Below are 22,729 nucleotides of genomic sequence, written 5' to 3' on the forward strand. Positions count from 1 at the left end.
CTCCCCCGTTTCCCCCGTGGTGCTTCCCCGTGAGTAAGAGCCCGGGGTCGCCCCCGTGATACACCCGGACTCCAACTTTTTTTCGCGGGCCCCCCCGGACCCCCCTCCACCCTCAGGCGACCAGTTCGCCGAAGGCGTCCTCCCGGTCACGGCCGAAGCTGAGGACCTCGTCGTCGCGCAGCCGGCGGAGCGACCGCCAGATGCTGGACTTCACCGTGCCGACACTGATGCCGAGGATGTCCGCGATCTCCGGGTCCGTGCGGCCCTCGTAGTAGCGCAGGACCAGCATGGTGCGCTGGAGTTCGGGCAGCCGGGCGAGCGCCTGCCACAGGACCGCGCGCAGCTCGGTGCCGCGCATCGCGTCCGTGTCGCCGGGCGTCTCCGGCAGTTCCTCGGTCGGGTACTCGTTGAGCTTGCGGCGCCGCCAGGCGCTGATGTGCAGGTTGGTCATGGTGCGGCGGAGGTAGCCGCCGACCGCCGCCTTGTCCGTGATCCGGTCCCACGCCCGGTAGGTCGAGAACAGCGCGCTCTGCAGCAGGTCCTCGGCCTCGAAGCGGTCGCCGGTGAGGTGGTAGGCGGTGGCGTACAGGGAGGCGCGGCGCTCCTGGACGTAGGCGGTGAACTCCGCCTCCGACAGCGAGCGGCGCTCCCCCTCGGGCTGCCCGCACGCGGTCGCCCCGTGCGTCTCCGCCTGGCGGGCGTCGACCACCGTCATGTAGGCGGTGTGCTGACGCCCGGTGCCGCCGCGAGCGCACCCCCGCCCGCTCACGGCGGCACCGGACTTCTCTGAACCCCGGTGCGTGTGCACGTCGTGCAGACGCGTGACCACTGCGCTGGTGCTGGTGCCCTTCAGCGTGTTCATCTCGCGCCCCCCGTCGTGGACTTCCGGTGTTCGGCCTGCTGTGCTGCGACGTGCCGTGGTGCTTGTGATGAAGAGCTTGCCCGGGCCACTTCATGGCCGTGTCCGCCGTCTGTCACAGAGCTGTCACAGGGGCCCGTCACCGGTGCGGCACGCTTCCTTCACAGGGTCCGGCGGCAGGGCGGGGCCGCATCCGGACCCGCAGGTCGAACCGCACCCCCTCCATGGGCCAGAATGAGCGCGTGCCTTCCCTGTTGCTGATCGAGGACGACGACGCCATCCGTACGGCCCTGGAGCTCTCCCTGACCCGCCAGGGCCACCGGGTGGCCACCGCTGCCAGTGGTGAGGACGGTCTGAAGCTGCTGCGCGAGCAGCGGCCGGACCTGATCGTGCTGGACGTGATGCTGCCCGGCATCGACGGTTTCGAGGTGTGCCGTCGCATCCGGCGCACCGACCAGCTGCCGATCATCCTGCTGACCGCGCGCAACGACGACATCGACGTGGTCGTCGGTCTCGAGTCGGGCGCCGACGACTACGTCGTCAAACCCGTGCAGGGACGGGTGCTGGACGCCCGTATCCGGGCCGTGCTGCGGCGCGGGGAACGGGAGTCGAGCGACTCGGCGAGCTTCGGCAGCCTGGTCATCGACCGGTCGGCGATGACCGTGACGAAGAACGGCGAGGACCTCCAGCTCACGCCGACCGAGCTGCGGCTGCTGCTCGAACTGAGCCGGCGGCCGGGGCAGGCGCTGTCCCGGCAGCAGCTGCTGCGGCTGGTGTGGGAGCACGACTACCTCGGTGACTCCCGGCTCGTGGACGCCTGTGTCCAGCGGCTGCGCGCCAAGGTCGAGGACGTGCCGTCGTCCCCCACCCTGATCCGTACCGTGCGGGGTGTCGGTTACCGGCTGGATCCGCCTCAGTGACACAGGAGAACCAGGGGGGTTCGCGCGGCTGGGCCGCGGCTCGCAAGGGAATCTGGTCCTGGCTGCGCTTCACCAGCCTGCGCCTCAGGCTGGTCCTCGTCTTCGGACTGGTCGCGCTCACCGCCGCCGTGTCCGCGTCCGGCATCGCGTACTGGCTGAACCGCGAGGCGGTGCTCACCCGCACCCAGGACGCCGTGCTGCGCGACTTCGAGCAGGAGATGCAGAACCGGGCGGGCGCGCTGCCCGAGCACCCCACGCAGGACGAGCTGCAGCACACCGCGGGACAGATGGCCAACAGCAGCCAGCGGTTCGGCGTGCTGCTGGTCGCCGAGAACGCCGACGGGCAGGCCGTCTACGGCAGTTCGGGCGGCCTGGGCGGCTTCGCGCTCGCCGACGTGCCCGAGTCGCTGCGCACGGCGGTGAACAAGGAGCAGAAGGTCACCTCGGCCAACAAGCACCCGTACCACCTGTACTGGCAGCGGGTCACCGAGGACGGCACCCCCTACCTGGTGGCCGGCACGAAGGTGATCGGCGGCGGACCGACCGGTTACATGCTCAAGTCGCTGGAGCCGGAGGCCAAGGACCTCAACTCGCTCGCCTGGTCGCTGGGGATCGCCACCGCACTCGCCCTGCTCGGCTCCGCGCTGCTCGCGCAGGCACTGGCGACGACCGTGCTGAAGCCCGTGCACCGGCTCGGTGTCGCGGCGCGGAGGCTCGGCGAGGGGAAGCTGGACACCCGGTTGCGCGTGTCCGGCACCGACGAACTGGCCGACCTGTCCCGGACCTTCAACAGCGCCGCCGAGGCGCTGGAGAAGCGCGTCGCGGACATGGCCGGCCGGGAGCAGGCCTCCCGGCGGTTCGTCGCGGACATGAGCCATGAGCTGCGCACGCCGCTGACGGCCATCACCGCCGTCACGGAGGTGCTGGAGGAGGAGCTGGAGTTCGAGGGCGGCGGCATCGACCCGATGATCGAGCCCGCCGTACGGCTGGTGGTCAGCGAGACACGGCGGCTGAACGACCTGGTGGAGAACCTGATGGAGGTCACCCGCTTCGACGCGGGTACCGCCCGGCTGGTCCTGGACGACGTCGACGTCGCCGACCAGATCACCGCCTGCATGGACGCCCGCGCCTGGCTGGACGCCGTCGAGCTGGACGCCGAGCGGGGGATCCACGCCCGCCTCGATCCGCGCCGCCTGGACGTCATCCTGGCCAACCTGGTCGGCAACGCGCTCAAGCACGGCGGGTCGCCGGTGCGGGTGTCGGTGACGCGGGCGGACGACGAGATCGTCATCCGGGTGCGGGACCAGGGGCCCGGTATCCCCGAGGACGTCCTGCCGCACGTCTTCGACCGCTTCTACAAGGCGAGCGCCTCCCGGCCGCGCTCCGAGGGCAGCGGGCTCGGCCTGTCCATCGCCCTGGAGAACGCGCACATCCACGGCGGTGAGATCACCGCCGAGAACGCTCCCGAGGGGGGCGCGGTGTTCACGCTGCGGCTGCCGCAGGATTCGTCGCCGCCGGCCGACGAGGGCGCCGACGCCGCCGCGGGGGACGAGAGCAAGGGCAAGGACGCGAAGGGACAGCCCTGATGACCGTACGCCGCCTGACGGCACTCCCCGGGCTCGCCGTGCTGGCCGCGCTGCTCGCCGGGTGCGGCATCCGTGCCACGGAGGTGCCCACGGACTACGGTCCCGCTCCTTCGCGGGTGCGCTGTTCGCTCGCCGAGCCCGACGTGTCGGCCCGGACCGCGCCCGGCCTGCCGGTGCGGGTGTTCCTGCTGTGCGGCTCGTCGCTGGTGGCCGTGGACCGGACGGTACGGGTCCAGGACGGCGCGGCGGACTCCGCGCGGCGGGTCCTGGTGGCCCAAGGGCTGCTGGACCAGCTCGCGGTGCCGCCGTCGGACCCGGAGAAGGAGGCCGGCTACACGACGGACGTCCACGGCGGCACCAGGGTGACCGGCCCGCGCCCGGGCGACCCCGAGGACACGCTGCGGCTGAGCACCGACCCGGACGACCTCACCTCGTTCGCCCTCGCCCAGGTCGTGTGCACCTTCTCCGCCTCGGCCGCGGCCGAGGGCGACGGCTCCGTCGTCCTGGCCGGCCCCACCGACCGGTCCGTGCGCCGTTACACCTGCACGGACGAGGTCCGCGCCCGGCCCGGCAGCAACGAACCGCCGTCCAGCGAGGTCACCGGCGGCTGACGGCGAGGGCCCGACCGTGGTCGCGAGACGGCCGGCAGCGGTCTGGCAGGCCCCAGGGCCCACTGCGGCCGGTGGCCGGGTGGGCGGGCCGCCCACCGGGCCGTGTGGCGCAGGACTCACCCTCGCGTGGGAGAGGCCGGAACCGCGTGTGGCACGGGCGGCGTCTAGGGGGACGTGCAGCGTCATGGGTTCCTCGGCGGCAGCGTCGCGCTCCGCATCCGTGCGACAGGAGGCGTCCTCCTGGTCGCACACCTCGCGTTCGTCGCCTGGTACACGCTGCGTCCCCTGGACGTCCCCTGGGTGCTGCCGCCCAACGTCCATCCGCTCGACGGGATCCGTGCCGACCTGACGCTCGGCTGGCCCGCGGCGGCCCGTGCCCTCGGCGGTTCGCTCGCCCTGCTGGCGCCGCTGGGAGTGCTGCTGCCGATGGCGGGCGGCAGGCTGGCCGTCTCACCGCTGGCCTCCCTGCTGCGCACGACGGCCGCGGGCGCCTTGCTGTCGTCGGGCATCGAGCTGCTGCAGACCGGGGTGCCCGGTCAGGTCGTCGACGTCGACTCGCTGCTCCTGAACACGGCGGGCGTGGCACTCGTGCACCTCGCCCTCGTCCCCGCGGGCCGTGCCCGGCTCCGCCGCAGGTCGGAGCGGGGGCCGCGGGAGGACGTCCCCCAGGAGGAGCCCGCTCAGGGTCGGACCCCGACGATTCCCAGGGTCGGTATCGCCCCGTAGAGCGACGCTTTGCACCGTTCGTCTCCGTAGCGTGGAGGGCAGATGAAGGGGTAGCCGGTCGGCAGCCCCACCCCACGCTCACGAAGGAGCCGCGATGTCCCGCCCCGCCCGCCCCACCCACGGCCGCATGATCGGCGGAGTGTGCGCCGCGCTGGCCCGCCGCTTCGGCACCTCCAACACCACGATGCGGGTGATCTTCCTGGTCTCCTGCCTGCTGCCCGGCCCGCAGTTCCTGCTCTACCTCGCCCTGTGGATCCTGCTGCCGTCCGAGAAGACGGCCGCGCGGACGGCCTGGTAGCGGCGGCGCCTCGCACGCACCTCCTTCACGTGTGTCCCCCCGGTAAGCCGATGGGGCGCACCCGGTGTCACCGGGTGCGCCCCATCGGCACGTCGTGGCAGGCGCGGCTCAGCCGACCGGCAGGCCGTTCACATGCACGCCCTGCGTCGGCAGCTTCTGCGCCGGCAGTCCGCCGAGCAGACCGGTGGCCTGCTCGGTCCGGCCCTGCTCCAGCGTGCCGCCCTGGCCCGGCAGCACCTTGGAGACGTTGTCGGCGGGAAGGGTCCGGGTGACGTTGTCCAGGACCGGGGCGGCGTCCGGAACGGCCGATGCGGCGTTGGCGGCACCCGCGCCGACGGCGGCGAAGGCGGCACCGAGAGCGGCGACACCGAGGGTCCTGGCAGCAGACTGCTTCATGGAATACGTCCTCGAAATGGGATGTCGGGGAATGTGAGCGGTGCCCGACCGTAAACACGCGGGACCTCCCACGGCAAACATCGAAATGCGGACGAACTGTGAAAGCGCGTCCGCATTTCCGCTTTCCGCCGACTCCCCCCTCAGCCCTCTCCGCCGGAAGAACCGCTGGTGGAAGCCGTCTGCTGAAACAGCCATTCGGACTTCAGCTCTGCATAACCGGGCTTGATCACGTCATTGATCATGGCCAGCCGTTCATCGAAAGGAATGAACGCCGATTTCATCGCATTGACGGAGAACCACTGCATGTCGTCGAGCGTGTAGCCGAACGCGTCGACCAGGTGCTCGAATTCCCGGCTCATCCCGGTGTGGGACATCAGGCGGTTGTCGGTGTTGACGGTGGCGCGGAAGTGCAGTCGGCGCAGCAGTCCGATGGGGTGCTCGGCGTAGGAGTCCGCGGCCCCGGTCTGGAGGTTGGAGCTGGGGCACAGCTCCAACGGGATGCGCTTGTCCCGCACGTACGAGGCCAGCCGCCCGAGCTTGACCGTGCCGTCCTCGTGGACCTGGATGTCGTCGATGATGCGCACCCCGTGCCCGAGCCGGTCGGCGCCGCACCACTGCAGGGCCTGCCAGATGGAGGGCAGCCCGAAGGCCTCGCCGGCGTGGATGGTGAAGTGGTTGTTCTCCCGCTTGAGGTACTCGAAGGCGTCCAGGTGCCGGGTGGGCGGGTATCCGGCCTCCGCACCCGCGATGTCGAAGCCCACGACGCCGAGGTCGCGGTAGCGGTTGGCGAGCTCGGCGATCTCCAGGGAGCGGGCGGCGTGCCGCATGGCGGTGAGCAAGGCCCCGACGCGGATGCGGTGCCCGTCGTCCCTCGCGCGCCGCTCGCCCTCCCGGAAGCCCTCGTTGACGGCCTCGACGACCTCCTCGAGGGTCAGCCCCTGTTCGAGGTGCTGCTCGGGGGCGTACCGCACCTCGGCGTAGACGACCCCGTCCGCCGCGAGGTCCTCGGCGCACTCGGCGGCGACCCGGACGAGGGCGTCGCGGGTCTGCATGACACGGACGGTGTGCGAGAAGGTCTCCAGGTACCGCTCCAGCGATCCGGAGTCGGCGGCCTCGCGGAACCAGCGGCCGAGCCGGTCGGGGTCGGTCTCGGGCAGGTTCTCCGCGTAGCCGGTCGTACGGGCGAGGTCGACGACCGTGCCGGGGCGCAGCCCGCCGTCGAGATGATCGTGCAGCAGAACCTTCGGCGCCCGGCGGATCTGGTCCGGCGTCGGAGTCCTCGCGGTGTTCGTCGCGGCGCTCTTCGCGGTGCTCTGGCTCGTCATTTCCGCACTGTAGCCCCTACGCGCGTAGAACGCAGGGGTACGTGGACCGGGGGAGGAAAGGGACGCGCCGGTGTACGACTCCGCCGATATGTAACGGTGACTGCGAGGACGGGTGGCGTACACCCGGTCTTCTGAGAATGTTCTGTCATGGCACAGCAAGCGACGCCGGTCCGTCAGGCCCGGCTGGGGCGAACGCTAGGTCCGCGGGAGACGGCGGTGAGCGGCGTGGTGCTGCTGCTCCCCGGTGGCGACGAGGTCTCCGCCCGCAAGCCGTCCCCGTTGGCGGCGGCGTCCGTACGGGCGTTGGGGCGCAGGCTGGCACGGACGGGTCGGGACGAGGGTCTGGCCACGCATGTCGTGCACTACCGCCGGCGCGGCTGGAACGGCGCGGAGGCCCATCTCGCCCGGGACGCCGACTGGGCCGCCGCGGAGGCCGTACGGCGCTACGGCGACGTCCCCGTCTGCCTCGTCGGCGTCGGCATGGGCGGGCGGGCCGCGCTGCGGGCGGGCGGGCACGAGGCCGTCAACTCGGTGCTGGCCATCGCCCCTTGGCTGCCCGACGAGGACATGGCCGCGCCACCCGAACCGGTGAAGCAGCTCGCCGGGCGCCAGGTGCTGATCGTGCACGGCACGAACGACGAACGCTGCGACCCCGAACTGTCGTTCCGGCTGGCCGCCCGGGCGAAGAAGGCGAACCGTGACGTGTGCCGGTTCGAAGTGCACTCCGACGGCCACGGTTTGCGCCACTACCGCGACGAAGTGGCGTCGCTGGCCGCCGACTTCGTCATGGGCGCGCTGTTCGGTCGGTCCTTCTCGCGGCCGGTGGAGGACGCGCTGGCCGCTCCGCCGCCGCTCGGGCTGAGGATGCCGCTGGCGGTGGGGTTCGGGAAGTCGCTGCGGCGGTAGGGCCGGAAGGCGGCTCAGGCCGGGAGCAGGTGCCCCCTCCTGGACAGCAGGAACTTCTTGAAGGCGGCCACCGGTGGCGTGTCCGTACGTCCGGCGAGCCAGGCCACGCCGATCTCGCGGGCCGCGCGCGGGGCGGTCACCGTCAGTTCGACCACGCCGGGGCGGGGGACGGCGGGCGGCGGCAGCAGGGCGACGCCGAGGCCCGCCGCGACCAGGCCGCGCAGCGTCTCCGCCTCCTCCCCCTCGAAGGCCACCCGGGGCCGGAAACCGGCCTCCCCGCACAGGGCGTCGGTGATGCGGCGCAGGCCGTAGCCGGGCTCCAGGGTCACGAAGGTCTCGTCGGCGGCCTCGGCGAGGCGGACGCGCCTGCGGCCGGCCAGCCGGTGGTCGGCCGGGACGACGAGGCGCAGCTTCTGCTCGTCGAGGCGGCGGGCGACCAGGTCGGGGGCGTCCGGGACCGGGGAGGTGAGGCAGAGGTCGAGCTCGCCGGCGCGCAGGCGCTCCAGCATGGCCTCGCCGTAGTTCTGCACGAGGCTGAAGCGGACGCGGGGGTGGCCGGCGCGGAAGGCGTGCAGCAGGCCGGGGACGGTCTCGGCGCCCATGGTGTGCAGGAAGCCGAAGGCGACCTTGCCGGTGGCCGGGTCGGCGTCCGCGCGGACCTCCTCGGCGGCGCGCTCGACCTCGGCGAGGGCGCGTTCGACGGAGCCGAGGAAGGTGCGTCCGGCGACGGTCAGCGCGAGCGTGCGGCCGCGGCGGACGAACAGGTCGACGCCCAGGTCCGCTTCGAGGCGGACGAGGGCCCGCGAGAGGGTCGACTGGGGGACGTTCATCTCCTGGGCGGCCCGGGTGACGTGCTCGGTACGGGCCACGCCCGCGAAGTGGGCGAGGCGGGGCGCGAGCAGCGCGACGATGTCTTCTGTGTCACCGGACGGTGACAGGCGTGGCCGTGAGCTTTGCTGATGCACCATGGGAACGATTATGGCCATTCCATGCATTGGACGGATGAGCGACGGGCTTCGTACCGTCACGGTATGACTCCCGCCGATACCGGGGCGTCCACCGCCGTGGGCGCCGCCTCCGCAGTCTCCGCTCCCGCCCCCTTCGACGCGCGCATGACGCCGGGCGGCCCCGGCTACCGCCGGATGAGCCTCGCCCTGTTCCTCGCGGGTGTCGCGACCTTCGCGCTGCTCTACTCCACCCAGGCGCTGCTGCCGCTGATCTCGGGCGACCTGGGCGTCACGGCGAGCGACGCGAGCTGGACGGTGGCCGCCGCGACCGGTGGCCTCGCGGTGTTCGTCCTGCCGATGAGCGCGCTGTCGGAACGCTTCGGGCGGCGTGCGGTCATGACGGCGTCGCTGGCGGTCGCGGTGGCCGTCGGGCTGCTGGTCCCCTTCGCCCCGTCGCTGCCGGCCCTCGTCGCGCTGCGCGCGGTGCAGGGCGCGGCGCTGGCCGGGCTGCCGGCGTCGGCGACGGCGTACCTCGCGGAGGAGGTGTCCCCGCGGGCGCTGGTGACGGCGATCGGTCTGTTCGTGGCGGGCAACAGCGTCGGCGGGATGAGCGGGCGGGTCATCACCGGGTGGGTCGCCCAGGAGTGGGGCTGGCGGATCGCCGTCGGGGTGATCGGCGCCGTGGCGGTGGCGTGCGCGGTGGCCTTCCGGCTGCTGCTGCCGGCGCCCCGGCACTTCACGCCGGGCTCGCTGCGCCCGCGCGTCCTGGCCCGCACGGTCCGCGACCACCTCGCCGACCCGCTGCTGCGCCGCCTGTACGCGATCGGCGCGCTGTTCATGACGGTGTTCGGCGGCGTGTACACGGTGATCGGCTACCGCCTGGCCGAGGCGCCGTTCTCCCTGCCGCAGGGTGTGGTCGGCTCCATCTTCCTGGTCTACCTGGTCGGCACGGTCTCGGCGTCGACGGCGGGCCGGCTGGTGGGCCGTCTCGGCCGCCGCGGGGCGCTGTACCTGGGCGGCGGCACGACGGCGGCGGGCCTGCTGCTGTCCCTCGCCCCCTGGCTGCCACTGGTCCTGCTGGGCCTGGTGCTGATCACGGCGGGTTTCTTCGCCGGGCACGCGGTGGCGTCCTCGGCGGTCAGCAGGACGGCGACGCACGGCCGGGCGCAGGCGTCGGCCCTGTACCAGTCGGCCTACTACATCGGCTCCAGTGTGGGGAGCACGGTCGGCGCGACGGCCTTCCACTCCGGCGGCTGGGCCGGGACGGTCGGGGTCGGGCTGCTGGCGGTGCTGGGCGTCGTGACGATCACGGTGACCGGGACGCTGGCGGCGCGCCGGACGGCCCGGAGCGTGCCGGCGCGCGCCTGAGGAGACCCGGACGGGCCGGAGCGCGCACCCTCGCGACCTGCGGATTCCCCGACTGCACGGGCCATTGTCAGTCCCCTGCGGTAGCTTCCGAAGTGCGAGGCGCGAAGACGCGCAGGACGGGAAGCCACAGGGGTGGGTGGACGATGACCAACGGCACCGTGACCACGGAGCTGGAATCCGCACTGGAGAAGCACCGCGTCGAGCTGACGGGGTACTGCTACCGGATGCTCGGCTCCTCCTTCGAGGCCGAGGACGCGGTCCAGGACACCCTGGTCCGCGCCTGGCGGAGCTACGACAAGTTCGAGGGCCGTTCCAGCCTCCGCTCCTGGCTCTACCGGATCGCGACCAACGTCTGCCTCGACATGCTGACCGCGGGCAACAAGCGGGCCCGCCCGATGGACCTGACGGACTCGACGCCGTTGGCCCGGGCCGCGCTGTCCCCCCGCCCGGACAGCACCTGGCTGGAGCCGATGCCGGACGCCCGCGTGCTGCCGTCGACCGCCGACCCGGCGGAGGCCGCGGTGGCCAAGGAGTCGGTGCGGCTCGCCTTCATGGCCGCCCTCCAGCAGCTGCCGCCCAAGCAGCGGGCGGTGCTGATCCTGCGCGAGGTGCTGGCCTGGAAGGCGAGCGAGGTCGCCGAGCTGCTCGGCACGTCGGTCGCCTCCGTCAACAGCGCGCTGCAGCGTGCCCGCGCGACGCTCGCCGAGCGGGAGGAGCGGGGCGAGCGCGCGGCGGTGTCCGACCCGCTGGACGAGGAGCAGCAGAAGCTCCTGGAGCGGTATGTGGCGGCCTTCGAGGGCTATGACATGACGGCGCTGACGGCGCTGCTGCACGAGGACGCCGTCATGACGATGCCGCCGTTCGACCTGTGGCTGACCGGTCCGGTGGACATCACCGGTTTCATGACGACGCTCGGCGCCGCGTGCGCGAACTCGCGGCTGATCCCGGTGCGGGCCAATGGGCTGCCTGCCTTCGCTCAGTACAAGCCGGACCCGGAGGCGGGCGGCTACGCGCCGTGGGCGGTCCAGGTGCTGGAGATCTCAGACGGCCGCATCACCGGGTTCCACTGCTTCCTCGACACCAAGCGGTGGTTCCCGCTGTTCGACCTGCCGCTCCGTCTCGAAGCGGAGGCCGACGAGGTCCAGTAGGGCGTGCAGGGCGGGGTCGGGGTCGCGCAGCCGGATCCGGCCCCCGGCCCGCCGGGCGGTGAGCTCCAGGCGGGCCAGCAGATCGACGACGGCGAGCCCCGGCGGCCCCAGACCGCCGACGTCGCAGACGACCACCTGGGCCCGGGTGCTTGCCAGCAGTGCGCGCACCTCGTCGCAGAGCCGGGGTGTCTCCCCTCGGGAGACAGGCCCCGGCAGCACGAGTACGGCGGGTGTCACAGCGTCCACGTGCGGTAGACCCGGGGCGGGCCGGGAAATCATCGGTGCCCGCCGTCGGCATGCCGAACGGGACCGGTGGAGGTCCGCCGGTCCCGTTCACCCGATCGAGGAATCCCCTGGTCAGGCGATGCGCTCCAGCACCACCGGCGAGGCGGTGAAGTCCGTGCCCGCCGGGGCGACGTCGTAGGAGCCCTCCACCGCCGCGAGGGCGTACGCGAAGCGGTCCGGGGTGTCCGTGTGCAGGGTCAGCAGGGGCTGGCCCTCGGTCACCGTGTCGCCGGGCTTCGCGTGCAGCTCGACGCCCGCGCCCGCCTGTACCGGGTCCTCCTTGCGGGCGCGGCCCGCGCCGAGGCGCCAGGCGGCGACGCCGATGTCGTAGGCGTCGAGGCGGGTCAGGACGCCGGAGGCGCCCGCCTTGACGACGTGCTGCTCCTTGGCCGTGGGCAGCTGAGCGTCCGGGTCACCGCCCTGGGCCGCGATCATGCGCCGCCAGACGTCCATCGCGGAGCCGTCGGCCAGGGCCTTCGCCGGGTCGGCGTCCGGCAGCCCCGCCGCGTCGAGCATCTCGCGGGCCAGGGCGAGGGTCAGTTCGACCACGTCGGACGGGCCACCGCCGGCCAGGACCTCGACGGACTCGCGGACCTCCAGGGCGTTGCCCGCGGTGAGGCCGAGCGGGGTGGCCATGTCCGTCAGCAGGGCGACCGTCTTCACGCCGTGGTCGGTGCCGAGGCCGACCATCGTCCGCGCCAGCTCCCGCGCGTCCTCGGTCGTCTTCATGAAGGCGCCGCTGCCCACCTTCACGTCCAGCACCAGGGAGCCGGTGCCCTCGGCGATCTTCTTGGACATGATGGAGGAGGCGATCAGCGGGATCGCCTCGACGGTGCCCGTGACGTCCCGGAGGGCGTAGAGCTTCTTGTCGGCGGGCGCGAGGCCGTCGCCCGCCGCGCAGATCACCGCGCCGACACCGTCCAGGACGTTCAGCATCTCCTCGTTGGACAGCAGCGCGCGCCAGCCCGGGATCGACTCCAGCTTGTCCAGGGTGCCGCCGGTGTGGCCGAGGCCCCGGCCGGAGAGCTGCGGGACGGCCGCGCCGCAGGCCGCGACCAGCGGGGCGAGCGGCAGGGTGATCTTGTCGCCGACGCCGCCCGTGGAGTGCTTGTCGGCGGTCGGGCGGGACAGGGACGAGAAGTCCATGCGCTCGCCGGAGGCGATCATCGCGGCCGTCCAGCGGGCGATCTCGCCGCGGTTCATGCCGTTGAGCAGGATCGCCATCGCGAGGGCCGACATCTGCTCGTCGGCCACCTCGCCGCGGGTGTACGCGTCGATGACCCAGTCGATCTGCTCGCCGCTGAGTTCGCCGCGGTCCCGCTTGGTGCGGATGACGGAGATGACGTCCATGCCCATGTCTGGCTTTCCTTACGGGATTGCGGGAGTTACTTGGTGAGGTGGCCGGGGCCGAAGGCCTGCGGGAGCATCTCCGAGAGCGGGAGCACTCCGGCGGGGGTCTCCAGCAGCATCTCCGGGCCGCCGAACTCGTACAGCAGCTGGCGGCAGCGTCCGCACGGCACCAGGGTCTCGCCGTGGCCGTCGACGCAGGCGAAGTGTGTCAGCCGGCCGCCGCCGGTCAGCTGGAGCTGGGAGACCAGGCCGCACTCGGCGCACAGGCCGACGCCGTAGCTGGCGTTCTCCACGTTGCAGCCTGTCACCGTGCGGCCGTCGTCGACCAGGGCGGCGGCGCCCACGGCGTACCCGGAGTAGGGGGCGTACGCCCGGGACATGGCGTCCCGGGCCGCCGTGCGCAGCGCCTCCCAGTCGACGTCGGTCACTTGCCCTGCCCCTTCCGGTACGGCATGCCGTCCGCCTTCGGCATCCGCAGGCGCTGCGCGGACAGCGCGAGGACGACGAGGGTGACGACGTACGGGGTGGCGGAGACGACCTGGTTGGGGACGTCGTCGGTGCCGGCGTACCAGGCGAAGACCAGGGCGCCGACGACCAGCGTGACCACGGCCTTGACGTACTTCTTGCGGACCGCCAGCCAGATGGCGCCGGCCAGCAGCAGCAGGGCGCCGAGCAGCAGCAGGGCGTGCACGTTGGCGGAGCCGCCGCGCAGGTTGAGGCTGTCGGTGTAGCCGAACAGGCCCGCGCCGATGGCGAGACCGCCCGGCATCCAGTTACCGAAGATCATCGCCGCGAGGCCGATGTAGCCGCGTCCGCTGGTCTGGCCCTCCAGGTAGAAGGGGTTGGCCACGATGGAGAGGAAGACACCGCCGAGCCCGGCCAGACCGCCGGAGATGATCACGGCGAGGTACTTGTACTTGTAGACGTTGACGCCGAGGGACTCGGCCGCGACCGGGTTCTCGCCGCAGGAGCGCAGGCGCAGGCCGAACGGCGTGCGCCACAGGATCCACCAGGTGGCGGGGACCAGCGCGACGGCGATCAGGGTCAGCCAGGAGACGTCTGTGACCAGGCCGCCGAGCAGGCCGGCGATGTCCGAGATCAGGAACCAGCCCTTGTCGTTGAGGGTCTGGAGGCCGTCGGACAGTCCCGGCACCGTGAAGTGGCCGAGGGAGTCGACCGGCGGGGACTGCTTGGCCGAGCCGCCCTGGTGGCCCTCGAAGGCGAGCGGGGCGAGGTAGCGGGTGGCGCCCAGGGCGAGGATGTTGAGGGCCACACCGGAGACGATGTGGTTGACGTTGAAGGTGACGGTGACGATCGCGTGCAGCAGTCCGCCGATCGCGCCGCCGACGATGCCGACGAGGACACCGGTCCACGGGCCCCACTGGAAGCCGGCCCAGGCGCCGAACCAGGTGCCGAGGATCATCATGCCCTCGAGGCCGATGTTGACGACGCCCGCGCGCTCGGCCCACAGGCCGCCGAGGCCGGCGAGGCCGATCGGCACGGCGAGCTGGAGGGCGGTGGACATCTGGCTGACGTTGGTGATGCCGTCGGCGCCGGTGATCAGGCGGACGAGGGAGGTCAGTGCCAGGGCTCCGGCGATGACCAGCATCAGGACGGGCAGCGACATGCGGCGGCCGGCCGGCGCCCCGGGCTGCAGCGAGGGCTGGTTGATGTCGGTCGCTGTGGTCGGAGCGGTCATCGGCCGGCCACCTCCTTCTTCGTGTTGTCGGTGGCGCCGAGGACGTGTCCGGCGGCCAGCTCCGCGCCGACCCGGCGCTGCTGGCGGCGCAGGCCCCACTCGCGGACGGCCTCGTAGGAGACGACGACGGACAGGACGATCAGGCCCTGCATGATGACCGCGATCTCCTTGTCGTAGCCGTGGAAGTCCAGTTCGGGCGAGGCCTTGTCGAGCCAGGCCCACAGCAGGGCGGCGAAGGCGATGCCGACCGGGCTGTTGCGGCCGAGCAGGGCGATGCCGATGCCGAGGAAGCCGATGCCGGTGGGGAAGTTGAGGCTGTAGGTGTGGGTGTCGCCGAGCAGGATCGGCAGGCCCGCGAGACCGGCGAGACCGCCGGAGATGAGCATCGCGGTGAGCACCATGCGCTTGGGGTCCACGCCGCTGGCCGCGGCGGCGGACTCGGAGGCGCCGGAGGCGCGCAGGTCGAAGCCGAAGCGGGTGCGGTTGAGGACGATCCAGTAGCCGATGCCGAGCAGGACGGCGAGGATGACCAGGCCGTAGACCTCGCCCGCCGCGCCCATGTCGATGCCGGGGATCCAGCCGGACTCGTGCATCTCGCCGGTGGTGTTGTTGTTGCCGATCTTGACGCCGAAGACGTCCGGCAGCCACAGGTAGCCGATGACGGCGGTGGCGATGGCGTTGAGCATGATCGTCGCGACGACCTCGCTGACGCCGCGGGTGACCTTCAGAACGCCCGCGATGCCGGACCAGAAGGCGCCGGTGAGGACGGCGGTCAGGAGCAGGAGCGGGATCTGGAGGGCGGCCGGCAGGTCGGCGTGGGCGCCGACGATCGCGGCGATCATGGCGGCGAGCTGGTACTGGCCGTCGACGCCGATGTTGAACAGGTTCATCCGGAAGCCGATGGCGACCGCGAGGGCCGCGATGTAGTACATCGACGCCTGGTTGATGATCAGTACCTGGATGTCGGAGAAACCGGCCTGCTCGAACATCAGGGCGAACGGCTCGACCGGGTTCTTGCCCGAGGCGATCAGGACGATCGCGCTCAGCACGAAGGCCACGGCGAGCGCGATGACCGGTCCGGCCACCGCGAGGAGCACGCGCTCCTTGTCGAACTTCTTCATCAGCGGGCCTCGTCTTCCGCACCCCGGCCACCGTCGGCCGGGGTCTCTTCGTGTTCGAGGTGACCGGAAGCGGCGCCGGTCATCGCCGAACCGAGCTCCTCGGGGGTGATGGTGGCCGGGTCGGCGTCCGCGACCAGCTTGCCGTCGTAGATCACCCGGAGGGTGTCGGACAGGCCGATCAGCTCGTCGAGGTCGGCGGAGATCAGCAGCACGGCCAGGCCCTCGCGGCGGGCCTCGCGGATGTGATCCCAGATCGCGGCCTGCGCGCCGACGTCCACGCCGCGCGTGGGGTGGGCGGCGATGAGGAAGCGCGGCTGGTGGCTCATCTCGCGGCCGACGATCAGCTTCTGCTGGTTGCCGCCGGAGAGCGAGGCGGCGGTGACGTCGATGCCGGGGGTGCGGACGTCGTACGTCTCGACGATGCGGCGGGTGTCCTCCTGGGAGCCCTTCGGGTCCAGCCAGAAGCCCTTGCTGTTGGGCTTCTCGGTGACGTGGCCGAGGATGCGGTTCTCCCAGAGCGGGGCCTCCAGGAGCAGGCCGTGGCGGTGGCGGTCCTCGGGGATGTAGCCGACGCCCCGCTCACGGCGCTTGCGGGTGGGCAGCGCGGTGATGTCCTGGTCGAGGAAGCGGATGGTGCCGGAGTCGGCGTGGCGCAGGCCGATGAGTGCGTCGACCAGTTCCGTCTGGCCGTTGCCCTCGACACCGGCGATGCCGAGGACCTCGCCGGCGTGGATGGTGAAGGAGACGTCGTCGAGCAGGGCCTTGCCGCCCGGAGCCACCAGGCGCAGCGTGTCGACGGTGAGGACCGGGCGGTCGGTGACCGTCGACTCCGCCGTCTGGGGCGTCGGCAGCTCGCTGCCCACCATCAGCTCGGCGAGCTGGCGCGGTGTGGTCTCGGCGGGCACGGCCGTACCGACCGTGGTGCCGCGGCGGATGACGGTGATGTCGTCCGCCACCGAGAGGACCTCGCCCAGCTTGTGGGAGATGAAGATGACCGACAGGCCCTCGGCCTTCAGCTCGCGCAGGTTGTCGAAGAGGGCGTCCACCTCCTGCGGCACCAGGACGGCCGTCGGCTCGTCCAGGATCAGCGTGCGGGCGCCGCGGTAGAGGACCTTCAAGATCTCCACGCGCTGGCGGGCGGCGACGCCCAGCTCCTCGACCAGGACGTCGGGGCGTACGCCGAGGCCGTAGCGCTCGGAGATCTCGTTGATCTTCCGGCGGGCCCGGGCGCCGATGCCGTGGAGCTTCTCGCTGCCGAGGACCACGTTCTCGAGGACCGTGAGGTTGTCGGCGAGCATGAAGTGCTGGTGGACCATGCCGATGCCGCGGACGATGGCGTCGGCGGGAGACGAGAAGGAGACCTGCTCGCCGTCGATCGTGATGGTGCCCTCGTCCGGCTTCTGCATGCCGTAGAGGATCTTCATCAGGGTCGACTTGCCGGCGCCGTTCTCGCCGACGAGGGCGTGGACGGTGCCCTTGCGGACCGTGAGGTGGATGTCGTGGTTGGCCACGACACCGGGGAAACGCTTGGTGATCCCGGCGAGTTCGACGGCGGTCACCGATTCGTTGACCGCCGCTCCGGCCGGAGGGCTGCTGGACGCGTTGATGGCGCACTCTCCTGGGGACGGGGGCCGTCTACGCGTGTAGCGCCCCTTCGGCATCTGAAGCGGCGGCACACCACACGACGGGGTACGGGGAGGCGGCCTCCCCGTACCCCGCCGAGCCGGTGCAACCCCGCGGGTTACACGCTGTTCGAGGTGGTGCTCAGCTCAGCTCGGTTCAGCTGCTCTTGACCTTGATCTCGCCGCTGACGATCTTCTCCTTGGCCGTCGTGATGGCTGCCTGGAGCTCGGCGTCGTCCGCGAACTTCGGGTTGGAGACCGAGAGGCCGACCTCGCCGGACTTCAGATCGCCCCGAACGATACCGGTCTCGGGCTTGCCGTCCTCGACCGACTTCGCGAGGTTGTAGACCGCCTTCGCGACGTCCTTGGTGGCCGAAGTCAGGATGCTGTCCTTGTACTTGGCGAGGGCTTCCTGCTTGTACTGGTCGGAGTCGACGCCGATCGCCCACACCTTGTTGGCGGCGGCGGCCTCGATCACGCCCTGACCGGAGAGACCGGCCGCCGCGTAGACGACGTCGGCCTTCTTCTCGATCTGGCCCTCGGCGGCGGTCTTGCCCTTGTCGGGGCTGGAGAAGCCGCCCTCCTCCGCCGTCTGCGTCAGGTACTGCGAGATCACCTTGACCTTCGGGTCGGTGTCCTTGACGCCCTGCTCGAAGCCGGCCTGGAACTTGTGGATCAGCGGGATGTCCACACCGCCCACGAAACCGACCGTCTTGGTCTTCGTGCTCTTGGCGGCGGCGACACCGGCGAGGTAGGACGCCTGCTCCTCGTTGAAGACCAGGTCGGCCACGTTCTTCGCCTCGATCGTGGCGTCGTCCACGATGCCGAAGGTGGTGTCCGGGTACTTCTCGGCGGCGCTCTTCAGCGCGGCGGCGTACGCGTAGCCGACGCCGACGACCGGGTTGTAGCCCTGCTTGGCCAGGGAGACCAGGCGCTGCTCCTTGTCGGCGTCGGTCTCGCCGTCGGTGGGCTCGACGTCGGCCGTCTCGTACTTGAACTCGCTCTTCGCCTGCTCCAGACCCGCGTACGCGGCGTCGTTGAAGGACTGGTCGCCCTTGCCGCCGACGTCGTACGCGATGGCGAGGCCCTTGTCACCCTTGGACTCCGACCCGGAGGAGGTCGAGGTACCACCGCAGGCGGCGAGGGCGAGGGCCAGGGAGGCGGTCGCTGCGCCTGCGACCGTGATCCGGGTAATCCGGCGCATGTCTGGTGCTCCTGTCGTACAAGCGCCGGACGGTTCGGCTACGGCGCTGGCTTCGCCGCAGATTAACGCGCGTAGACCTGCCTGAAAACCCCTTCTGTCCACCTTGTTATCCGCCCGTGAGCAAGCCGCCGCGGACAGGGGGGCGGGGCTTGCCGGACGCAAACGGAGGGTGGCGGAGGGTGACGCCGGGGCGCCCGCGCGCGGCACGCCGAAGCGGGCGGACACCCGGGGTGCCCGCCCGCTTCGTCCGGTTCCGTGCCGCGCCGGGCTCCTCGGTCCTGAGCCTTGCGGGAGCCGCCGGGCTCCTCGGCCCTGAGCTGTGCGTGAGCCGCCGCTCCACTCGGTCCTGACCTTGATGGAGCCGTCGCTCCACTCGGTCCTGACCTTGATGGAGCCGTCGGTCTACTCGGTCCTGACCTTGATGGAGCCGTCGATGATGCCCGCCTTGGCCTTGGTCACGGCGTCCGTCAGCCCCTGGATCCCGGCGTACTTCGGGTTGCTGTCGGACAGGCCCACGCCGTCGGACTTCAGGTCGAAGGTCTGGGTGCCGGTCAGCGGCTTGCCGTCCTTCACCGACTTGGCCAGGGCGTACACCGCACCGTCGACGTCCTTGAGGGCGGAGGTCAGGATGGAGTCCTTGTACTTCGCGAGGGCTTCCTGCCGGTACTGGTCGGAGTCGACGCCGATCGCCCAGACCTTCGCCTTGGCGGCGGCCTCGATCACGCCCTGGCCGGACAGACCGGCCGCCTGGTAGACGACGTCGGCCTTCTCCTCGATCTGGCCCTCGGCCGCGGCGCGGCCCTTGTCCGGGCTGGTGAAGCCGCCCTCCTCCACGGTCTGCGTCAGGTACCGCGAGACCACCTTGACCTTGGGGTCGGTGTCCCGCACGCCCTGCTTGTAGCCGGCCTCGAACTTGTGGATCAGCGGTACGTCGACCCCGCCCACGAAGCCGACGACGTTGCTCTTGGTCGTCTTGGCCGCCGCGACGCCCGCGAGATAGGAGGCCTCGTTCTCGGCGAAGACGAGGGACGCGACGTTCTTGCCCTCGACCACGGAGTCCACGATGCCGAAGGCGGTGTCCGGGTACTTCGCGGCGACGGCCTTCATCGCCGGGCCGTAGGCGAAGCCGACACCGATGATCGGGTTGTAGCCCTGCTTCGCGAGGGAGGCGAGGCGCTGCTCCTTGTCGGCGTCGGTCTCGCCGTCGGTGGGCTCGATGTCGGCGGTCTTGTAGCCGAACTCCTTCCGGGCCCGCTCCAGACCCGCGTACGCGGCGTCGTTGAAGGACTGGTCGCCCTTGCCGCCGACGTCGTAGGCGATGGCGAGGCCCTTGCCGCCCTCGTCGCCGCTGCCGCTGTCGCCGCTGGTGCCGCCGCAGGCCGTGGCGGCGAGTGCCAGCGACGCGACCCCCACCGCGGCACGGGTCAGTCTCGATATCCGACGCATCTGAAGTTCCCCATTCTCCAAAGCCCCGCAGCGGGCGCTCGGTTCGGCGCACATTAACGCGCGTAGAAACTCCTGGGAACGGGGTTCCGCGGGGCCGTTACCCATTCGTGCCGCTGGCCGGTTACGGCCTTGTGAACCACCCGGCCGTACGGGGTGGAAAGGGGTGCCGGGGCGTGCCGCGCCCGGCCCGCCGAGGCCGTGACCGCGGCGGGCCGGACGGCCGGCTCCTACTGGACGGCGTCGATCAGTGCCGCCGCGGTGAACATCTCCACGCCCACCGTGATGGCGTGCTCGTCCACGTCGAAGTCACCCTGGTGCAGGTCGCGCACCGTGCGCTCGCCGGGCGGGCGGACGCCGAGCCGGGCCATGGCGCCGGGCACCTGCTCCAGGTACCAGGAGAAGTCCTCGCCGCCGAGGCTCTGCTCGGTGCCCTCCACGGAGTCGGTACCGCGCCGGGCGACCATGGCGGCCTGGAGCAGTTCGGTGCTGGTGACCTCGTTGACGACCGGGGGGACTCCGCGGACGTAGGTGATCTCGGACTTGGCCCGGTACAGGTTGGCGATCTCGTCGATGGCGCCGACGACCAGGTCGGGCGCCTGCCGCCAGGCGTCGAGGTCGAGGCAGCGCACGGTCCCGGCGAGTTCGGCGTGCTGCGGGATGACGTTCGGGGCGTGGCCGCAGTCGATCCGCCCCCAGGTCAGGGCGAGCCCGCTGCGGCTGTCCACGCGCCGGGCGACGAGCGAGGGCACGTCGGTGACCACCCGCGCGGCGGCGGTGACCAGGTCGGTGGTGAGGTGCGGGCGGGCGGTGTGGCCGCCGGGGCCGTTCAGGGCGATCTCGAGCCGGTCGCAGGCGGAGGTGATGGGGCCGACCCGCAGTCCGATCCTCCCGGCGTCCACCCGGGGATCGCAGTGCACGGCCAGGATGCGGCGCACGCCGTCGAGCGCGCCGCCCTCGATGGTGTCCGGGGCACCGCCGGGCAGCACCTCCTCCGCCGGCTGGAAGATCAGCCGCACGGGCCGGGGCAGCAGGCCCCGCCGGTGCAGATCGGCGAGCACGAGTCCGGTGCCGAGGACGACGGTGGTGTGGACGTCGTGCCCGCAGGCGTGGGCGCGGTCCGGGACCGTCGAGCGGTAGGCGCACTCGTTCTTGGTGTCCGGGATGGGCAGCGCGTCGATGTCGGCCCGCAGGGCGAGCATGCGCGGCCCGCCGGCCCACTGTCCCGAGTCGGTGCTGGTGCCGATGTCGCAGACGAGTCCGGTGCCGATCGGGAGCACCCGCGGCCTGAGGCCGGCCCGCTCCAGCCGCTCCTTGATCGCGGCGGTGGTGCGGAACTCCTGGTTGCCCAGTTCGGGGTGCATGTGCAGGTCGCGACGGAAGGCGACGAGCTCGGCGCGCAGCGCCTCGGGCAATGCGCCGGGCAGCGCGGTCTCACCGGGAGTGTCGGCCTCGGACTCTGGGGACATCAACGCTTTCACCCTTTGCAGAGTAGGGCGCCCGAGCGGTCGGTGGACCCACGATCAACAAAATTCAGCCCCTTAGGGGAAGAAAGTTGGGCCGCCCTACGCATAGCTGTCGAGTTGCCTGGGTAAACTCGCCCGTCTTTCCGGCCGAGCCGATCATGAGAGATCCACCGGGAGTGGTTCGAACCACTCGGCGGCGCCCGCTCGGGATACAGGTACCACGCGACGACCGCCCCACGCGCGCCGTGGCGGGGACGGTCGCGGCCACCCCGGGAGCGCTGCGTCACTTCCTCCGGGTGCGCCGGTACGAGGCCGGCTCCTGACCGTTCGTACGGGGAGGTCGTCGGCCACCCGGGCCGGCTCCCCGCGGGAGCTACCCCGTGCTCGCCACCGCCGACAGCCGGTGCGCGTTGCGGGCCGTGTCCGTCACACCGGACAGGAAGCCGCTCGCGCGGGGGGAGGCGGAGCGGGTGAGCCAGGCGGGGTCGATGTCGCAGACGGCGACGCGGACCTCGGTGCCGGCCAGGGCCAGGGGGAGGGTGTGGACGACGGTGGAGGGGAAGCTGAGGACGGTCCGGCCGATCGGGCCGCGGCGGGCGATCAGCTCCAGCGGGAGGTCGGGGCGGACGATCTCCAGGCCGGTCTCCACCGCCAGCCGGTGCAGTTTCTCGGCGCTCTCGCGGCGGTGGGCGAAGTAGCGGGTCGCCCCGTGGGTCTTCGCCAGGACGCGTACGGCGTCCAGGTAGCGGTCGCCGTCCACGACGCCGGTCTCCACCAGGGACGTACCGACCATGTCGGCCCCCTTGGTGATGCGGGGCGGGCCGAAGCGGGCGCGGGTCCAGGCGAAGTCGTTCGCGGTGACGGTGACGCCGTCCGGGGTGTCCTCGATGGGCATGGAGGAGTAGACCTCCACGCCGCGGCCCCGGGCCGGGGTGAGGCGGCGCCGCGCGGACGCGGAGACCGGTCCGAAGAGCAGGTCGCGAGGGCCGGAACGGCTGCCCTTGCGGTGCCAGCGCACCAGGCGTTCACCGTGGGCGAGCTGGGTGACGAACTCCATCGTGGCCGTGCCGTCGTCGACGACGACCAGGTCACGGGCGCGGGTGATGGTGAGGAGCAGTTGTACGTAGCGGGAGAAGGGGTCGCCCATGACGATCCGGTCCGCGCGGCGCAGGGCGGTCGTCAGGCCGCCGACCGTGCGGAAGGGGGCGGTGGCGCCGCCGCGCGCCTCCTCCCAGCGGACCTGGTGGCCCTCCTTGCGGGCCAGTTCGGCCATGCGGCGCAGCTGGCCGCGGGTCATCGGGTCGACGGGCGAGAGGACCACGAGGGTGAGCTCCGCGCCGGGTGCGCGCGCGTGCGCCCACTCCAGCACGTTCAGCAGTTGTACCGGGCTCTCGACGAAGGCGAGAGTGTGGGGGCCGGCGTTCCCGGCGCGGGGGCTCATCGGCGTAC

At 71.8% G+C, this 22,729-nt stretch carries 22 protein-coding genes; 8 read left to right on the forward strand and 14 right to left on the reverse strand.

Annotation, left to right across the window (positions count from 1 at the left end):
• Window positions 1–112 precede the first annotated feature (112 nt).
• The gene (locus tag KUM32_RS27150; protein ID WP_217144599.1) at window positions 113–862 is read right to left on the reverse strand and encodes a SigE family RNA polymerase sigma factor; all 750 of its coding nucleotides are present in this window, start codon (window positions 860–862) and stop codon (window positions 113–115) included.
• A gap of 239 nt (window positions 863–1,101) precedes the next feature.
• Between KUM32_RS27150 and afsQ1 the strand changes: the two genes are divergently transcribed.
• The 5 genes from afsQ1 (at window position 1,102) to KUM32_RS27175 (ending at window position 5,000) form a co-directional block, all read left to right on the forward strand.
• On the forward strand, window positions 1,102–1,779 hold the full coding sequence (afsQ1, locus tag KUM32_RS27155) for a two-component system response regulator AfsQ1 (protein WP_029394402.1): 678 nt from the start codon (window positions 1,102–1,104) through the stop codon (window positions 1,777–1,779).
• A complete protein-coding gene (locus KUM32_RS27160; RefSeq protein WP_217144600.1) occupies window positions 1,776–3,365 on the forward strand; it encodes a HAMP domain-containing sensor histidine kinase in 1,590 nt (529 codons plus the stop codon). The genes afsQ1 and KUM32_RS27160 overlap by 4 nt, the downstream gene beginning before the upstream one ends.
• Complete coding sequence (locus tag KUM32_RS27165) at window positions 3,365–3,976, forward strand: hypothetical protein (protein ID WP_217144601.1); 612 nt, start codon at window positions 3,365–3,367, stop codon at window positions 3,974–3,976. The genes KUM32_RS27160 and KUM32_RS27165 overlap by 1 nt, the downstream gene beginning before the upstream one ends.
• A 174-nt stretch (window positions 3,977–4,150) precedes the next feature.
• Window positions 4,151–4,702 (forward strand): VanZ family protein, encoded by a 552-nt coding sequence (locus tag KUM32_RS27170; RefSeq protein ID WP_217144602.1) that lies wholly within the window; start codon window positions 4,151–4,153, stop codon window positions 4,700–4,702.
• A gap of 94 nt (window positions 4,703–4,796) precedes the next feature.
• On the forward strand, window positions 4,797–5,000 hold the full coding sequence (locus KUM32_RS27175) for a PspC domain-containing protein (RefSeq protein ID WP_217144603.1): 204 nt from the start codon (window positions 4,797–4,799) through the stop codon (window positions 4,998–5,000).
• 108 nt (window positions 5,001–5,108) lie between these two features.
• On the opposite strand, the gene KUM32_RS27180 is transcribed toward KUM32_RS27175, so the two are convergent.
• Together KUM32_RS27180 and KUM32_RS27185 are read right to left on the reverse strand one after the other, a co-directional pair.
• A complete protein-coding gene (locus KUM32_RS27180) occupies window positions 5,109–5,396 on the reverse strand; it encodes an ATP-binding protein (RefSeq protein WP_217144604.1) in 288 nt (95 codons plus the stop codon).
• 140 nt (window positions 5,397–5,536) lie between these two features.
• Window positions 5,537–6,721, reverse strand: a complete 1,185-nt coding sequence (locus tag KUM32_RS27185) for an adenosine deaminase (RefSeq protein ID WP_217144605.1) — start codon at window positions 6,719–6,721, stop codon at window positions 5,537–5,539.
• 147 nt (window positions 6,722–6,868) lie between these two features.
• Here KUM32_RS27185 and KUM32_RS27190 point away from each other — a divergent pair, with 147 nt between their 5' ends.
• Window positions 6,869–7,627: a prolyl oligopeptidase family serine peptidase gene (locus KUM32_RS27190; protein ID WP_217144606.1), complete on the forward strand. Its 759-nt coding sequence runs from the start codon at window positions 6,869–6,871 to the stop codon at window positions 7,625–7,627.
• Window positions 7,628–7,641: 14 nt separating this feature from the next.
• Here KUM32_RS27190 and KUM32_RS27195 read toward each other — a convergent pair whose 3' ends face one another.
• Entirely contained in the window at window positions 7,642–8,595 is a 954-nt protein-coding gene (locus KUM32_RS27195; protein ID WP_217144607.1) for a LysR family transcriptional regulator, read from the reverse strand.
• A gap of 63 nt (window positions 8,596–8,658) precedes the next feature.
• Between KUM32_RS27195 and KUM32_RS27200 the strand changes: the two genes are divergently transcribed.
• Together KUM32_RS27200 and KUM32_RS27205 are read left to right on the forward strand one after the other, a co-directional pair.
• On the forward strand, window positions 8,659–9,942 hold the full coding sequence (locus KUM32_RS27200; RefSeq protein WP_217144608.1) for an MFS transporter: 1,284 nt from the start codon (window positions 8,659–8,661) through the stop codon (window positions 9,940–9,942).
• A gap of 143 nt (window positions 9,943–10,085) precedes the next feature.
• Window positions 10,086–11,090 (forward strand): sigma-70 family RNA polymerase sigma factor, encoded by a 1,005-nt coding sequence (locus tag KUM32_RS27205; RefSeq protein WP_217144609.1) that lies wholly within the window; start codon window positions 10,086–10,088, stop codon window positions 11,088–11,090.
• Here KUM32_RS27205 and KUM32_RS27210 read toward each other — a convergent pair.
• The 10 genes from KUM32_RS27210 to KUM32_RS27255 form a co-directional block, all read right to left on the reverse strand.
• Entirely contained in the window at window positions 10,983–11,369 is a 387-nt protein-coding gene (locus KUM32_RS27210) for an STAS domain-containing protein (RefSeq protein ID WP_217144610.1), read from the reverse strand. The genes KUM32_RS27205 and KUM32_RS27210 overlap by 108 nt on opposite strands.
• Window positions 11,370–11,447: 78 nt before the next feature.
• Window positions 11,448–12,731 (reverse strand): thymidine phosphorylase, encoded by a 1,284-nt coding sequence (locus KUM32_RS27215; RefSeq protein ID WP_217144611.1) that lies wholly within the window; start codon window positions 12,729–12,731, stop codon window positions 11,448–11,450.
• Window positions 12,732–12,760: 29 nt separating this feature from the next.
• A complete protein-coding gene (locus tag KUM32_RS27220) occupies window positions 12,761–13,153 on the reverse strand; it encodes a cytidine deaminase (protein ID WP_217144612.1) in 393 nt (130 codons plus the stop codon).
• Window positions 13,150–14,424, reverse strand: coding sequence for an ABC transporter permease (locus tag KUM32_RS27225; protein ID WP_217144613.1), 1,275 nt, complete (start codon window positions 14,422–14,424; stop codon window positions 13,150–13,152). Before KUM32_RS27225 ends, KUM32_RS27220 begins: the two co-directional genes overlap by 4 nt.
• A complete protein-coding gene (locus KUM32_RS27230; RefSeq protein WP_217144614.1) occupies window positions 14,421–15,545 on the reverse strand; it encodes an ABC transporter permease in 1,125 nt (374 codons plus the stop codon). The genes KUM32_RS27225 and KUM32_RS27230 overlap by 4 nt, the downstream gene beginning before the upstream one ends.
• Window positions 15,545–17,104, reverse strand: coding sequence for an ABC transporter ATP-binding protein (locus KUM32_RS27235; RefSeq protein WP_217144615.1), 1,560 nt, complete (start codon window positions 17,102–17,104; stop codon window positions 15,545–15,547). The genes KUM32_RS27230 and KUM32_RS27235 overlap by 1 nt, the downstream gene beginning before the upstream one ends.
• A gap of 220 nt (window positions 17,105–17,324) precedes the next feature.
• The gene (locus KUM32_RS27240) at window positions 17,325–18,371 is read right to left on the reverse strand and encodes a BMP family protein (protein ID WP_217144616.1); all 1,047 of its coding nucleotides are present in this window, start codon (window positions 18,369–18,371) and stop codon (window positions 17,325–17,327) included.
• 402 nt (window positions 18,372–18,773) lie between these two features.
• Window positions 18,774–19,817 (reverse strand): BMP family protein, encoded by a 1,044-nt coding sequence (locus tag KUM32_RS27245; protein WP_217144617.1) that lies wholly within the window; start codon window positions 19,815–19,817, stop codon window positions 18,774–18,776.
• Between the two features lie 227 nt (window positions 19,818–20,044).
• Entirely contained in the window at window positions 20,045–21,283 is a 1,239-nt protein-coding gene (locus KUM32_RS27250) for a M20 family metallopeptidase (protein WP_217144618.1), read from the reverse strand.
• Between the two features lie 370 nt (window positions 21,284–21,653).
• Window positions 21,654–22,721 (reverse strand): hypothetical protein, encoded by a 1,068-nt coding sequence (locus KUM32_RS27255; RefSeq protein ID WP_217144619.1) that lies wholly within the window; start codon window positions 22,719–22,721, stop codon window positions 21,654–21,656.
• Window positions 22,722–22,729: the final 8 nt, after the last annotated feature.

Source organism: Streptomyces sp. AC627_RSS907, assembly GCF_019049165.1.